The organism is Rhodoferax sp. GW821-FHT10B06 (assembly GCF_059415605.1).
In genome coordinates, this window is sequence record NZ_JBWKNO010000005.1 from 276310 (window position 1) to 290623 (window position 14314).

Sequence of the window (14314 nt, forward strand, 5' to 3'; positions counted from 1 at the left end):
GGCGAGGGATGGTGGAGTGGGTGTTTGGAACTTCATGTGGGGCTGAGCGGTGAAACGCTGCGAAGATGGCCCTCGTGCGCATGGCGCGAGGTCACCACCACAGACAAGGCCAGCGCGATGGCGTAGACCAGGGCGGCTGCCCAGCCCACGTTGCGGAAGCTGCCGGCCCCGATGGCGAAGGCGCCGATTGCGGGGCCCAGTGCCTGGCCCATGAAGATCGCCGCATTGGCCAGGCCGGGCAAGCGGCCCGTGGGGTCCATATCGGCCGACAGGGTCAGCAGATAGGTCAGTCCGAAGAACCACACCAGCATGATGACGCAGGCGGTAAGCGCATACACCGCCACGTTGTTGCCGTAGACCATGAGCAGCGTCGCCACCAGGGAGCCCGCAAACCCCAGCAGTTGGGCGCTACGGTGGCTAATGCGTTGCCCCAGCATGCCTGCCACCGCTGCGCCCGCCGCACCTGACAGAACGCTGAGTCCGAGGATCATGCCGATGTGATCGGGCGCGATGCCGATGGCTTTGCCGATGCGCTCTTGGTAGATCCACAGGGCACCATGTCCGGCGAAGAGCAGCACCACCAGCACCAGCAGCAGTATGTGGTTCAGCTGCAGGGGGCTGGATGGGATAGCGCCCGCACCGCTGTTTACCGCCGCCGGCGCATGGGCAGGAATGCGTCCACACACCAGCAGGCTCACCACACACATCACAACGAAGCCAGCAAACACGGCGGGAATGCCGTGCGCCGCAATGACCGGCGGCAATATGCCCAGTGAGATCGCACCCCACAGCAGGACGCAGATATTGAGCGTGGCAAAGGTTTTGTCTTTGTGGGTACGCAAGGTGGTGCTGGCGTAGACCACGGCCTGCGCCACGCCGCCTGCAGCGCCTGACAGCAAACGGGCCGCGCAAAACAGGGTGAAGCTATCGGCCACCATGCTCCAGGCGTTGGAGCCCAACAGAACCACCAGGGCGATGCGCATCAGATGCTGCCGGTTCTGCCGGTGCGCGCCAAAGGCCGTGATGGTGCAGGCCAGCGCCATGGACACCAATTCAATGCCAAACAGCAGGCCCATTTGCTGTAGGCTGATGCCCATGCGGTCCACCAGGGCGCCGCCCAGCACGGGCTGCATCTGTATGGTTCCCATGGCGGTCACCATGCAAAGGGCCAGCGCAAACATGGTGGTCTTGCTGTCGATTTTTGTAATAGCGTGCATAGCACTGTCTCCGTAGATAGGGTCCGGCAAGAATAGGAAATACGGCTGCATGCATCTGGCATCAGCGCGCCGGCATTGACTGAGCGTGTCAGCGCCCTCTCAGGGATTTCCCTGGCGTTGTGTTCTCGGCCCATGGGGCATGCGGCCATGCCAGGGCCGGCGCGGGAAATGTGCTTTCCAATCTCACATGTTGAGACTTTGCGTTGACGGTCTTGGGAATGGAGGCGACAGTCGCTGCACTGCTCCATCACCTCGATTGCCGCTATGCACAACCCGCCCGAACTGCAGGCCGCCCTGCACACCATCAGCTTGTATTCGCCCGATCCGCTGGCCATGGCCCGCTTCTACAGCGCTGCGTATGGCATGTCGCTGGAGGCGGTGGAGGGTGGTTATGCGTGCCGCGGCCCGGGCCGCCAGGTGCAGATCACCACCGGCCCGGCCAACCAGCTGGGCTATGCCCAGTTCGCGCTGCACACGCCTGCTGCCTGGCAGCATCTGCGCCAACGCGTCCAGGCCGTGGAAGCCCAGGCTGTGCCTGCCAATTGCCCCGCCGGGGCTGTCGCCGTGCGTGACCCCGATGGCAACCGTATCGTCTTCACTGCGCCTGACGATGCCGCCTTGGCCGGCAGCCATGCCGAGCTGCCGGTGGCCACATTGCAGCATTTCGCCTTGCGTACGCAGCAGCTGCCGCAGATGCTGGCCTTCTATACCGGGCAGCTGGGTTTTGTGCTGTCCGACGCTGTGCGTGATGCCGAAGGCCAGTTGCGGGCCTGCTTTCTGCGCAGCGACCATCTGCACCATGCGCTGGCACTGTTCTTTGCGCCCGTATCCTGTTTTGACCACCAGTCTTTTGAAGCACCCGACTGGGCCAGCATGAAGGCCTGGGGCGACCACATGGCCAGCCTGTGCGAGCCGATTGTCTGGGGTATAGGCCGCCATGGGCCGGGCAACGACGTGTTCTTCATGGTGCGCGACCCCGACGGCAACCTCGCCGAGATTTCCGCAGAGATCGAGCACTGCGAACCCGGCCGTCCCGCCGGTGAATGGGCCCACGAGGAGCGCACGCTCAACCTCTGGGGCAAGGCCATTTTGCGAAGCTGAGAACAGCATGCCCAGTACCAACCGCATGTTGCGCATCCTCGGCCTGTTCGCCCTGGACCGCCCGGTGATATCGCCTGAATGGCTGGTGGAAGAGCTTGGTGTATCGCGCGCCAGCGTGTACCGCGACCTCGGCCAACTGACCCGTGCGGGCATGCTCGAACGCGTGGCCGATCGGGGCTATGTGCTCGGGCCCATGGTGGTCGAGCTGGATCGGCAGATCCGCCTGACCGACCCCTTGCTGGACGCCGCGCAGGAGTTGCCGGCCAAGCTGGCCGACGAGACGGGCGGCACCATCTTGCTATGCCGCTTCCACGGCAACAAGGTGATGTGCATCCACCAGGTCAATGGCCACAACCCGGCCTTGTCCGTGAGCTACGAACGAGGCCGTGCCATGCCGCTGTACCGCGGCGCCACTTCCAAGATCATCCTCGCCTGCCTGCCGCCAGCCCAACTGAAGCAGCTGTGGTCCAGCGAACGCCAGACCTTGGTGGCTGCCGGGCTGCCCGATGACTACGCCCAACTTGTCGAGGTACTGGCCGCGCTGCGGCAGACCGGTTATTGCGTGACTGCGGGCGAGGTGGACCCTGAGGCCGTGGGCTTCGCCGTGGCGCTGCGTGACGGCGAACAGTTGGTGGGCAGTCTGAGCGTGGTGATGCCGGCTGCCATGCTCACCGCGACGCAGCGAAAAGCGACGTTGAGCCGCCTGCAAAGCGCGGCCGGCCGCATCGAAGGCCGGCTGCAAGACCAGCGCGACAAGGCGCGCGCCAGAAAAAACAAAACGGAGACCCCATGAACGCTGCCCTGCCTTTGTCTGCCATTCCGCCAGGTATGGTTGACGAGACGCCCGACGAGATGCATTTCCCCGTGGTCATCGTCGGTGCCGGCCCAACCGGGCTGGTACTGGCCAACCTGCTCGGCCAGCAGGGCATACGCACGCTGGTGGTCGAGCGCAGCGCCGATACCGTGGGCGAGCCACGTGCTGTCACTATCGATGATGAAAGCCTGCGGACCGTGCAGGCCACCGGCTTGATCGGGGAGGTGCTGCCGCAAGTAGTGCAGGGCTATGGCGTGCACTACTACTCGTGGCGCGGCAAGGAATTTGCCCGCATCGAGCCGCAGAGCCAGGAGTATGGATTTCCCAAGCGCAATGCGTTTCGCCAGCAGTTGCTGGTCGGCCAGCTGCGCGATGGCCTGCAGCGCTTTGCGCATACCGCCATCTGGTTTGGCCACGAGCTGGTGCAGTTCCGCGACGAGGGCAAAGATGGCCGGGCCGTGCACTTGCAGCTCAACCACGGCGACGAAACCAAACACATCAGCTGCCAATGGCTGGTGGCCTGTGACGGCGGCCGTAGCCCGGTGCGCGAGCAGCTGGGTATCAAACTTACGGGCAGCACCTACGACGAGAAATGGCTGATCGTTGATCTGCTGGAACGCGACTCGGCTTTTCGCCACACCCGCACCTATTGCGACCCGGCGCGGCCGGCGATCCGCCTGCCCGGACCACAGGGCACGCTGCGCTATGAGTTCATGCTGCATGCAGGCGAAGACCCGGACCAGGTGCTGGACGAGGTGAATGTACGGGCCTGGATACGCGCACGCAACCCGGCTGACGCGCAGCTGGCCATTGCCCGCAAGGTGGTCTATGCCTTCCACGCGCGGGTTGCCGAGCGCTGGCAATCGGGACGGGTGTTCCTGGCCGGCGATGCCGCCCACCTCACGCCACCGTTCGCCGGCCAGGGTATGAACAGCGGTGTGCGCGACGCCACCAATCTGGCCTGGAAGCTGGCCGCGGTGGTGCGCGGCGACATGGCGCCGAGCTTGCTATCCACCTATGCGCAGGAGCGAAAACCCCATGCCTGGTCGCTGATCCGCATGGCGGTGCGCATCGGTACCTTCATGCAACCCAAATCGGTGCTGGCGGCCATGCTGACGCAGGGAGCGCTCAAGCTATGCAGCTTCTATCGGCCGGTGCGCGACTATGTGCTGCATCTCAAGTTCAAGCCCAAGCCGCGTTTCTTTGAAGGCTTCTTTGTGCGGGGTGAGCATGCCGATGCCTTAGTGCCCGCAGGCCAGTTGCTGCCGCAGCCGCAGATGGAGCTGCCTGGGGGCGCCCACGTGCCGCTGGACGATATGCTGGGCCACGGCTTTGTATGGCTGGGCCTGGCCGATGCCCCGCTGCCCACCGCCTTCCACCTGCCCTGCCGCACCTTGCGCGTGGTGGCGCAGCAGGACGACTTTCTGCCCGCCGCTGATGGTGTGGATGCCGTGCTGCGCGACGTGGATGGCGTGCTGGAAAACATCCTGCGCAGCGCCAGTGCCCGCGCCCTGCTGCTGCGGCCCGACCGCTATGTGCTGGCCTACCTTGGCTGCGCTGGCACACCGGACCAACAGCGCCTACAGCAACTGGCCCCTTATTTCAATCGACCTACCGTTACTTTAGAAAGTGCAGCATGAAACTGATCAGTTATCTCTACCAAGACCAACCCGGCTGGGGTATGGTCACCGATGCCGGCGTGCAGCCCTTGGGCAGTGCCCGCTACCCTAGCTTGCTGAGCGCGCTGCAAGCGGGCCAGCTGGATGCCATCGCCGCCGAGGCCAGTGCGGCCGTGTTGCTGCTGGCCGACATCGTGTTCCTGCCGGTGATTCCCGCACCAGGCAAGATTTTTTGCGTAGGCCACAACTACGAGGAACACCGTATCGAGACCGCACGCGATAAGACCCTGTTCCCCCTGCTGTTCATGCGGGTGGCCGAATCGCAGACGGCCCACGGCCAGGCCATCTTGCTGCCGCCTGAATCCACCCAGTTGGACTACGAGGGCGAGATCGCCATCGTTATCGGCAAGGCCGGGCGCCGTATCCGCGAGGAAGACGCATGGGAGCATGTGGCCGGCTACAGCGCTTACAACGACGGCTCCATCCGCGATTGGCAGCGCCATACCCTGCAGTTCACCGCCGGCAAGAACTTCACAGGCACCGGCGCCTTTGGCCCCTGGCTGGTGACGCGCGGCGAGATCGCCGACGGCGCCGAACTGACGCTGGAGACGCGCCTCAACGGCGAGACCATGCAGCGCACCACCACCGCGTCGATGATCTTCCCCATCCCGGTGCTGATCCACTACATCTCCACCTTCACCACGCTGCAGCCCGGGGATGTGATCGTCACGGGCACCCCTGGCGGTGTGGGCGCAAAGCGCACCCCCCCCGTGTGGATGCAACCGGGCGACCGCGTCGAGGTGGAGGTCAGCCAGGTCGGCGTGCTGACGAATACGGTAGAGCGCGACCCTGGTTGAACCCGCCGGCTTGCCGGGGGCGGGCTCAGGCCAGTGCCAGCGCCGTCCTGTCCACCACCCGGCGCAGCACAAAGCTGGAATGCACACCGGTCACGCCCTCAATGCGCGTCAGCTTGTTCAGCAGCAAGTCCTGGTAGTGGTCCATATCGCGCACCGCCACCTTGATCTGGTAGTCGGCAGACTGGCCGGTGATCAGCAAGCACTCCAGCACCTCGGGCAATACGTCTACCGAGGCCTCGAAGTTGGCGAAGCGTTCCGGTGTGTGCCGGTCCATGGAGATATGCACCAGCGCCATCAATGACAGCCCCAGCTTCTTCGCATCCAGCAGGGCCCGATAGCCCAGAATCAGGCCGGACTCTTCCAGCGCCCGCACCCGCCGTAGGCAGGGCGAGGGCGATAAGCCAATGCGGTCCGCCAGGTCCTGGTTGTTGACCCGGCCATCGACCTGCAGAATATCCAGAATTTGCCTGTCATACCGGTCTAAATCCATGTGTATGCCTTGAGTTTTAAGAATTTTGGCAGATTATGCCAAGAATATAGAATTCAGAGCCAATAACGCAATATTCTGCCCGTAGCCTTGGCCTACACTGAAGTCTCTGCAACACACAGACCCCCGCCACCCTGGTCACAAGCCAGCAGCGCACCCACCGACCCCACAAAGGTCGCGACCACCAAGCCGAATCCCCGGGCGTATCCAGGCCCGGGGAGCATGCTCTCCCTCCCCCATCCAGCGCCGTGCGGACATTCCGCTCCCCATCTTTACTTGCCCCTGGCCCAAAGGTTTGCGGGGTGGCCGAGTGAGGTTCGTCTTTGCAATTGCTACCAAATAGATAGCTACTACCGTAGGTAAATCCTGCGCCAGAGGCCATTTCGACCTATATCCTGCGGGCACAAACCCGGCCCGCTTGCCCCATTTCCACAGAACCGTCGTTTGTTGATCTAGGTCACTGAAGCAGGCTGGTGGAAATCCTAAAGTGACACGGTGCGCGTAGCAAAGAGCGCGTTACGGGCTAGTAAGCCTGCGGTCATTGGATGCTTCTCGAAGCCACAGTGAAGGCAGGCCAGCTAAGGGATTTAACGGTGTGTCACTGGAGATGAATATGTCAGTTGTTGAACAAACATTTGGTTTTTTTACGCCCACGGTAGCTTTGATGGGTGTGGGCTGCGCCAAGGAGATTGGACTGCAAGCCAAGTCCCTGGGTGCCCGCCATACCTTTCTGTGCACCGACGCTGGCATGGTGAAGCTGGGCCTGGCGGCCAAGGTCACGCAGATGCTGGAGGCGGCGGACATCCAGGTGACTCTCTTTGGTGGTGCCGAGCCCAACCCCACGGACCGCAATGTGCATGACGGCGTGAAGCTGTACCAGGCTAAAGGCTGTGACTCCATCGTTACGCTGGGCGGTGGCAGTGCACATGACTGTGGCAAGGGCATTGGCATGGTGATTGGCAATGGCGGCCACATTCGGGACTACGAAGGTCTGGACAAAACGACCAAGCCCATGCCGCCGTTTCTGGCGGTCAACACCACAGCTGGTACCGCCGCAGAGATGACGCGTTTCTGCATCATCACCAACACCGACACACATGTGAAGATGGCGCTGGTGGACTGGCGCTGCACACCCAATATCGCCATCAACGACCCGCTGCTGATGGTAGACATGCCCCCCGGCCTGACAGCCGCCACCGGCATGGACGCTTTGACACACGCTATCGAAGCCTATGTGTCCACCATTGCCACACCTATTACCGATGCGTGTGCGTTGCAGGCCATCCGCCTGATTTCCGAATGGCTGCGCCCGGCCGTGGCCTGTGGCACCAACGTGCAGGCGCGCGACAAGATGGCTTACGCCGAGTACCTGGCGGGCATGGCCTTCAACAGTGCCAGCTTGGGCTATGTGCACGCCATGGCGCACCAGTTGGGTGGCTTCTACAACCTGCCGCATGGGGTGTGCAATGCCGTGCTTTTGCCCGAGGTGTGCACCTTCAACCTGATTGCGTGCCCGCAGCGCTTTGCTGACATTGCGCAGGCCCTGGGTGAGAACACCCGCGGCCTGTCCACCATCGCCGCAGCCGAGAAGGCCATCAGTGCGATCCGCCGCCTGGCGCGGGATGTGGGCATTCCCCCAAACCTTACCGCCTTGGGCGTGCTGGAAAAAGACCTGGAAGTCATGGCCGTCAACGCCAAGAAGGATGCCTGCCAACTGACCAACCCGCGCACCGCCACGCTGGCGCAGGTCGTGGACATCTTCAAGGTAGCGCTGGTCGCCTAAGAGCTAGAGACGCCCGTCATTGCTTTCCTGCACAAGTCGATGGGCGTGTTTTTTTATAACGTGCAGGTCTGGAGAATGCAGTGAAAGTTTCTGACCATATCGATAGCAATTACCAGCTTTTCATCAACGGTGAGTGGGTGGATGGCGCCTCGGGCAAGACCTTCGAAACCTTCAGCCCCTCCACTGGCGAGCGCTTGGCCACCTGTGCCGCGGCTGACAAAGAAGACGTGGACGCCGCCGTCAAAGCCGCCTGGGATGCATTTGCCACCTGGAAGCACACCAGCCCCACCGAGCGCGCTGCCTATCTCACCAGAATCGCCGATGCAATGGAGGCCAAGGCCCAGCACCTGGCCATGGTGGAGACGCTGGACAACGGCAAACCGCTGCGCGAAACCACCGGCGCGGATGTGCCCTTGTCGATTGACCACTTTCGGTACTTTGCCGCGGCGATCCGCACCGAAGAAGGTAGCTCCACGCTGCTGGACAAAGACACGCTGAGCCTGGTGATGCGCGAACCGCTGGGCGTGATTGGGCAAATCATTCCGTGGAACTTTCCGCTGCTGATGGCGGCGTGGAAGATTTCGCCCGCGCTGGCCGCAGGCAATTGCATCGTGATCAAGCCTTCTTCCGACACACCTTTGAGCCTGCTGGAGCTGGCCAAGATCATGGCCGACATCCTGCCCAAAGGCGTGGTTAACGTGGTTACGGGCAAGGGCTCCACCACTGGCGACTACATGCTGCAGCATGAGGGCTTCCGCAAGCTGGCGTTCACTGGTTCTACCGATGTGGGCTACACCGTGGCCGAGGCCGCCGCCAAAAAGCTCATCCCCGCCACGCTGGAGCTGGGTGGCAAATCGGCCAACATCGTCTTCCCCGATGCACCGTGGGACAAGGCCATTGAAGGCGTACAACTGGGCATTCTTTTCAACCAGGGACAGGTCTGCTGCGCCGGCTCGCGTCTGTTCGTGCACGCTGATATCTACAACAAGTTTGTGGACGAAACCGTCAAGGCGTTCAACAAGGTCAATGTCAATCTGCCCTGGCTCAGCGGCACGCAGATGGGCCCGCAAGTCAACCGCAAGCAGCTCAACGGCATCCTGGAATATGTGGACATTGGCCGCAAAGAAGGTGAGGTGCTGGCCGGCGGCTCGGCAGTGACCGAGGGCGAGCTGGCAAAGGGATGTTTCATGCGCCCGACGCTCATCGCGGTGCGCAACAACCAGGCCCGGCTTTCGCAAGAGGAAATCTTCGGCCCCGTGGCCACGGTGGTCAAATTCACCGAGGTGGATGAAGTCATCGCCATGGCCAACGACAGCGAATACGGACTGGCAGGTGCCGTCTGGACCCGCGACCTCAACCGCGCATTGCGCGTGGCCATGGGCGTGGAAACAGGGCGGATGTGGGTCAACACCTACAACCAACTTCCCGCGCACGCGCCTTTTGGCGGCTACAAGAAATCCGGCATTGGCCGCGAGAACCACAAGATGATGCTGGACCACTACTCTCAGTGCAAAAACATCTTTATCAGCATGGCCGAATCCAAGATCGGCATGTATTGACCATTGCGGCACCTTGCTGCCCAGCAGCGAGGTGTGTGCGATAGGGGTTCCATCGCCCAGACTCCTAGCTAGCTTGGAAGAATCCGATTGCTCTTAATTTGAGAGCTGCTTGCGCAGGTTTTATCTACGCTGGAGCACGATTTGACCTAAAGGAATTGTGGAGTGCTTTGGGGGCGATTGCAGTACGTTTATTTCGCTCACGGCAATAGCTTCAAACCCAGCTCCTTCAAAAAGGCGTTGTGCTTGTTTTTGGCTGCAGCAATCGCTTTCTCAATCTCAACCAGTTCGCCATGCGTGGCCGCAAGGTCAATCTCTGCCTCCCCCACCGCCGTACTGATGTAGCGCGAGATGTTCAGGTTGAACTCGTTTTTCTCAATCTCCGCCATCCCCACCCGGCGTGAATAGCGCGTTTCTTCCTCGCGGAACTGGTAGGTTTTGATGATCTTGGCGATGTGCGCGTCCGTCAGCTGGTTCTGGCGCTTGCCTTTCTCAAAGTGCTCTGCCGCGTTGATGAACAGCACGTCATCGGGCTTCTTGCACTTCTTCAGCACCAAGATGCACACCGGGATGCCGGTGGAGTAAAACAGGTTGGACGGCAGGCCAATCACCGTGTCGATGTGCCCATCTTTCAGCAGCTTGGTGCGAATGCGCTCCTCTGCACCGCCACGGAACAGCACTCCGTGCGGCAGGATGATGGCCATCACGCCTTCGTCTTTCAGGAAGTGAAAACCGTGCAGCAAAAAGGCAAAGTCGGCGGCGGATTTGGGGGCCAGGCCGTGGTTTTTGAAGCGCACGTCATCTGCCAGCGCGTCGGTAGGCTCCCAGCGGTAGCTAAACGGTGGGTTGGCCACGATGGCGTCGAACGACGGCTTCTTGGCTGGGTTCAACTCACGCAAAGCGTCCCAGTCGTTGGTCAGCGTATCGCCGTGGAAGATTTCAAACTCGGTGTCCTTCACCCCGTGCAGCAGCATGTTCATGCGTGCCAGGTTGTAGGTAGTGATGTTCTTCTCTTGCCCGTAAATCTTGCCAATGCCATGCGGCCCCATGCGCTTACGTACGTTCAGCAGCAGCGATCCAGATCCACACGCAAAGTCCATCACGCTTTCTAGCCGTTGTTTCACACCGGTCTTGGGCTCTTGGCTGTCCAGCGTGACGATGGTGGAGAGGATGGCCTCGTCCGCAAACTGGTAGATGGGCAAAAAGCGCTCGTCTGCATTGAACGCAAAGTGGCGGGCGTTGTTGTTGGCGAAGTAGTAGGTGTTGGTGCGGTTGCTGACGATAAAGAGCTGCAGGAAGCCCAGCAGCGTCTTGGTGTAGCCGTTGCCGGGGTCGTTCTTGTAGTCAACGATTTGCTCCATGGCGCGGCGCGGGTTGATACCCAGTGTTTTCAGCTCGATCTGCACGCACGGCACGCCGTTGATGAGGATGAGCACGTCGAACCGGTGGTGGCTGTAGTCGGTGTTGATGCGCAGTTGGTTAACGACTTCGAAGGTGTTTTTGCACCAGTCTTTGATGTTGACGAGGGTGTAGTTCAGCGGCGTGCCGTCTTTGCGGGTGAAGGCGTTGATGCTGCGCAGGGTCTTGGCGGCAGTGAATACGTCAGGGGTAACGATTTCGTCCAGCAGGCGGGCAAATTCGCCATCGCTCAGATGCACGCGGTTCAGCGCTTCAAACTTCTCGCGGAAGTTGCGCTCCAGCGCGGCGCGGTCACGAATATCGGCGCGGTACTCGTATTTAAGGCCTTGCAGCTTGCTGATAAAGCCATATTCGATCTGCTCTTCCTTGACGACGTGACTCGGCTTGTTGGCGGGCTGGTCGTAGGTGAAGTGGGATGGGGGCATGGGCTGGGTGAATCGATCAGACTGGCAGAGAAAAGGCGCCTCAGCGCCGGTTGATCGATTCTAGGCCTTAGCCCTGCCCTGTTGAGACACCCAAAAGCAGGTGGAGTAGGCCGACAGGGCCGTCATTTACTCCTAATTAAATAGCTGCTTGCGCAATGAATACGGGCGCTAGAGGCCGATTTGCCTCGCAACGCCCGTTAGACCATCAAACCACTCCCGCCCTCTCCAACATCGCATGCAACAGTACATTGCACCCCGCGGTGATGTGCTCCGGCTTCGCATCTTCAATCTCGTTGTGGCTAATCCCATCCTTGCAGGGGATGAAGATCATGCCGCTGGAGGTCAGCTTGGCCATGTAGACGGCGTCGTGGCCGGCGCCGGATACGACGGGCATGTTGGAGTAGCCCAGGCTTTTGGCGGCGCGGGCCACGGCGTCTACGCAGTTGTCGTGGAAGGCGATGGCGTTGTAGCTGGAGACCATCTCGATCTTCACGTCCACACCGTGCTCTTTGGCTACGGTGGCGGCAAAGGCTTTGACTTCTTCGACCATTTGGTCCACCAGCGCATCGGTGCTGTTGCGCAGGTCGATGCTGAACTTCACGCGGCCTGGGATGACGTTGCGGCTGTTCGGGAACACCTGGACCATGCCCACGGTGCCACGGCCGTGCGGCGGATGGCGGTGGGCTGCTGCCACTACGTCCTGCATGATGCGGGTGGCGGCCAGCAGGGAGTCTTTGCGCAGCGCCATGGGCGTGGGGCCGGCGTGTGCTTCCATGCCGGTGACGGTGCAGTCGAACCAGCGTATGCCGAGTACGCCCTGCACCACGCCGATGGTGATGTCGTTGTCTTCCAGCACCGGGCCTTGCTCGATGTGGGTTTCGAAATACGCACCAATCGGGTGGTCGCCGGGCTCCTGGTCGCCGATGTAGCCAATGCTTTGCAGCTCGCTTTGCACGCTCTTGCCCTCGGTATCCACCGCCGCGTAGGCATGCTCCAGCGTGAAGGCCTTGGCGAACACGCCAGAGCCCATCATCACCGGCACGAAGCGTGAGCCTTCTTCATTGGTCCAGAAGGCCACTTCAATCGGTGCCTCTGTCTCGATGCCGTGGTCGTTCAGCGTGCGCACCACTTCAATGCCCGCCAGCACGCCGTAGTTGCCGTCGAACTTGCCGCCTGTCGGCTGGGTGTCGATGTGGCTGCCGGTCATGATGGGGGGCAGGCTGTTGTTTCGGCCTGGGCGGCGCATGAAGCCATTGCCGATCTTGTCGATGGTGACGGTCATGCCGGCCTCTGTGGCCCAGCGGGTGACTAGGTCACGGCCTTGCTTGTCCAGCTCGGTCAGGGCCAGGCGGCAGACGCCGCCCTTGGGCGTGGCGCCGATCTGGGCCAGCTCCATCAGCGAGGACCACAAGCGGTCGCCGTTGATGCGCAGGGACTGGATTTTTTCGGAAAGCGGTGCGAGTGCGGTGTCCATATTGAAACTCCAGATTAGCGGGCGACGGGGTGGGGCGCATGCAGCGCGGTCTTCTTGGCCAACGCGTCGAATTGCGGGCCGAAGGGTGGGCGCTTCACGTACTTGCCGACGCCGCGCTCGGCGCGCAGGTCGCCGTTGGCGTAGACCACCTTGCCCTGGCTCAGTGTGTGGCTGGGCACGCCGGTGACGGTGCGGCCCTCGAAGATGTTGAAGTCGCCCAGCGACTTCTGCGTCTTGACGGACAAGGTCTTGGTGCCCGCCGGGTCCCACACCACCAAGTCGGCATCGGCGCCGGCCACCACGCAACCTTTGCGCGGGTAGATGTTGAACAGCTTGGCGGCATTCGCCGAGGTGACGGCGACGAACTCGCTGGGCGTGAGCCGGCCACTGTTCACGCCTTCGTCCCAGATCACGGCCAGGCGTTCTTCCACGCCGCCGCAGCCGTTGGGGATCTTGCTGAAGTCGTCTTTGCCGGCAGCTTTTTGGGCGGCGCAGAAGGTGCAGTGGTCGGTCGCCGTGGTGTGCAGATGGCCGGCCTGCAGGCCGTGCCACAGCGCGTCCTGGTTGGTCTTGTTGCGGAACGGCGGGCTCATCACGTGGCCGGCGGCGTAGGCAAAGTCGGGGTTGCGGTACACGCTGTCGTCCACCGTCAAATGCCCTGCCAGCACCTCGCCGTACACGCGTTGGCCGGCGGCGCGGGCGCGGGCAATGGCCTCGGCCGATTCGGCACACGACACATGCACCACGTAGATCGGCACGTTCAGCACATTGGCGATGGCGATGGCGCGCTGCGCGGCCTCGGCCTCCACCGCGGGTGGGCGCGACAGCGGATGGCCTTCGGGCCCGAGGATGCCCTTGGCTTTCATGTCGGCCTGCAGCAGGTACACCAGCTCGCCGTTCTCGGCGTGCACCGTGGGCATGGCGCCCAGTTCCAGCGCGCGCTTGAAGCTGTTCACCAGGGTTTCGTCGTCGCACATGATGGCGTTTTTATAGGCCATGAAGTGCTTGAAGCTATTCACGCCTTCGTCTTGCACCAGGGTGCCCATGTCGCGGTGCACGCTTTCGTCCCACCAGGTCACGGCGACGTGGAAGCTGTAGTCGGCGGCTGACTTCTCGGCCCATTCGCGCCAGGTGCGGTAGGCGTCCATCAGCGGCTGCTTCGGCGAGGGGATCACAAAGTCGATGATCGTCGTGGTGCCGCCGGCCAGCCCGGCCGCCGTGCCGCTGTAGAAGTCGTCCATGGTCACCGTGCCCATGAACGGCAGCTGCATATGCGTGTGCGGGTCGATGCCGCCGGGCATGACGTACTGGCCGCCGGCGTCCACCACCTGGGCGCCTGCGGGTGCTGCAAGGTTGTCGCCGACTTCGGCGATCTTGCCGTCGATACACAGGACATCGGCACGAAAGGCGCGGTCGGCGTTAACTACCGTGCCGCCTCGGATCAAAACACTGGACATGGTTGCTCCTAAATTAGTAGCTGCTAACGCAGGTAATGTCTGCGCTGCAAGCATGTTTAATGCCTATTTTGTTGGACCTCAACCTACCATCTACCCCGTTCGCCC

General features: G+C 61.9%; 11 protein-coding genes. 6 read left to right on the forward strand and 5 right to left on the reverse strand.

Annotated elements, in window-relative coordinates:
- Window positions 1-32: 32 nt before the first annotated feature.
- Window positions 33-1217, reverse strand: coding sequence for an MFS transporter (locus tag AC07O2_RS10770; protein WP_495075727.1), 1185 nt, complete (start codon window positions 1215-1217; stop codon window positions 33-35).
- Between the two features lie 264 nt (window positions 1218-1481).
- On the opposite strand from AC07O2_RS10770, the gene AC07O2_RS10775 reads away from it, so the two are divergent.
- Genes AC07O2_RS10775 through AC07O2_RS10790 form a run of 4 tightly spaced genes read left to right on the forward strand, consistent with a single transcriptional unit; the run spans window position 1482 to window position 5608 of the window.
- Window positions 1482-2318 (forward strand): VOC family protein, encoded by an 837-nt coding sequence (locus AC07O2_RS10775; RefSeq protein WP_495075728.1) that lies wholly within the window; start codon window positions 1482-1484, stop codon window positions 2316-2318.
- Window positions 2319-2325: 7 nt separating this feature from the next.
- Window positions 2326-3111 carry an IclR family transcriptional regulator gene (locus tag AC07O2_RS10780; protein WP_495075729.1) on the forward strand — a complete coding sequence of 262 codons (786 nt, stop codon included), beginning with the start codon at window positions 2326-2328 and terminating at the stop codon, window positions 3109-3111.
- A gap of 59 nt (window positions 3112-3170) precedes the next feature.
- Window positions 3171-4772, forward strand: coding sequence for a bifunctional 3-(3-hydroxy-phenyl)propionate/3-hydroxycinnamic acid hydroxylase (locus AC07O2_RS10785; protein WP_495075828.1), 1602 nt, complete (start codon window positions 3171-3173; stop codon window positions 4770-4772).
- The gene (locus AC07O2_RS10790; protein ID WP_495075730.1) at window positions 4769-5608 is read left to right on the forward strand and encodes a fumarylacetoacetate hydrolase family protein; all 840 of its coding nucleotides are present in this window, start codon (window positions 4769-4771) and stop codon (window positions 5606-5608) included. The genes AC07O2_RS10785 and AC07O2_RS10790 overlap by 4 nt, the downstream gene beginning before the upstream one ends.
- A 25-nt stretch (window positions 5609-5633) precedes the next feature.
- On the opposite strand, the gene AC07O2_RS10795 is transcribed toward AC07O2_RS10790, so the two are convergent.
- Window positions 5634-6098 carry an Lrp/AsnC family transcriptional regulator gene (locus AC07O2_RS10795; RefSeq protein ID WP_495075731.1) on the reverse strand — a complete coding sequence of 155 codons (465 nt, stop codon included), beginning with the start codon at window positions 6096-6098 and terminating at the stop codon, window positions 5634-5636.
- A gap of 604 nt (window positions 6099-6702) precedes the next feature.
- Here AC07O2_RS10795 and AC07O2_RS10800 point away from each other — a divergent pair.
- Window positions 6703-7878: an iron-containing alcohol dehydrogenase gene (locus AC07O2_RS10800; protein WP_495075732.1), complete on the forward strand. Its 1176-nt coding sequence runs from the start codon at window positions 6703-6705 to the stop codon at window positions 7876-7878.
- An 80-nt stretch (window positions 7879-7958) separates the two neighbouring features.
- Window positions 7959-9437 carry an aldehyde dehydrogenase family protein gene (locus tag AC07O2_RS10805; protein ID WP_495075733.1) on the forward strand — a complete coding sequence of 493 codons (1479 nt, stop codon included), beginning with the start codon at window positions 7959-7961 and terminating at the stop codon, window positions 9435-9437.
- Between the two features lie 197 nt (window positions 9438-9634).
- Here AC07O2_RS10805 and AC07O2_RS10810 read toward each other — a convergent pair whose 3' ends face one another.
- From AC07O2_RS10810 to hydA, 3 genes are all read right to left on the reverse strand, one after another.
- Window positions 9635-11278, reverse strand: coding sequence for a type I restriction-modification system subunit M (locus tag AC07O2_RS10810; protein WP_495075734.1), 1644 nt, complete (start codon window positions 11276-11278; stop codon window positions 9635-9637).
- A 205-nt stretch (window positions 11279-11483) separates the two neighbouring features.
- Window positions 11484-12752, reverse strand: coding sequence for a Zn-dependent hydrolase (locus AC07O2_RS10815; protein ID WP_495075735.1), 1269 nt, complete (start codon window positions 12750-12752; stop codon window positions 11484-11486).
- 14 nt (window positions 12753-12766) lie between these two features.
- Window positions 12767-14209, reverse strand: coding sequence for a dihydropyrimidinase (gene hydA, locus AC07O2_RS10820; RefSeq protein ID WP_495075736.1), 1443 nt, complete (start codon window positions 14207-14209; stop codon window positions 12767-12769).
- Window positions 14210-14314: the final 105 nt, after the last annotated feature.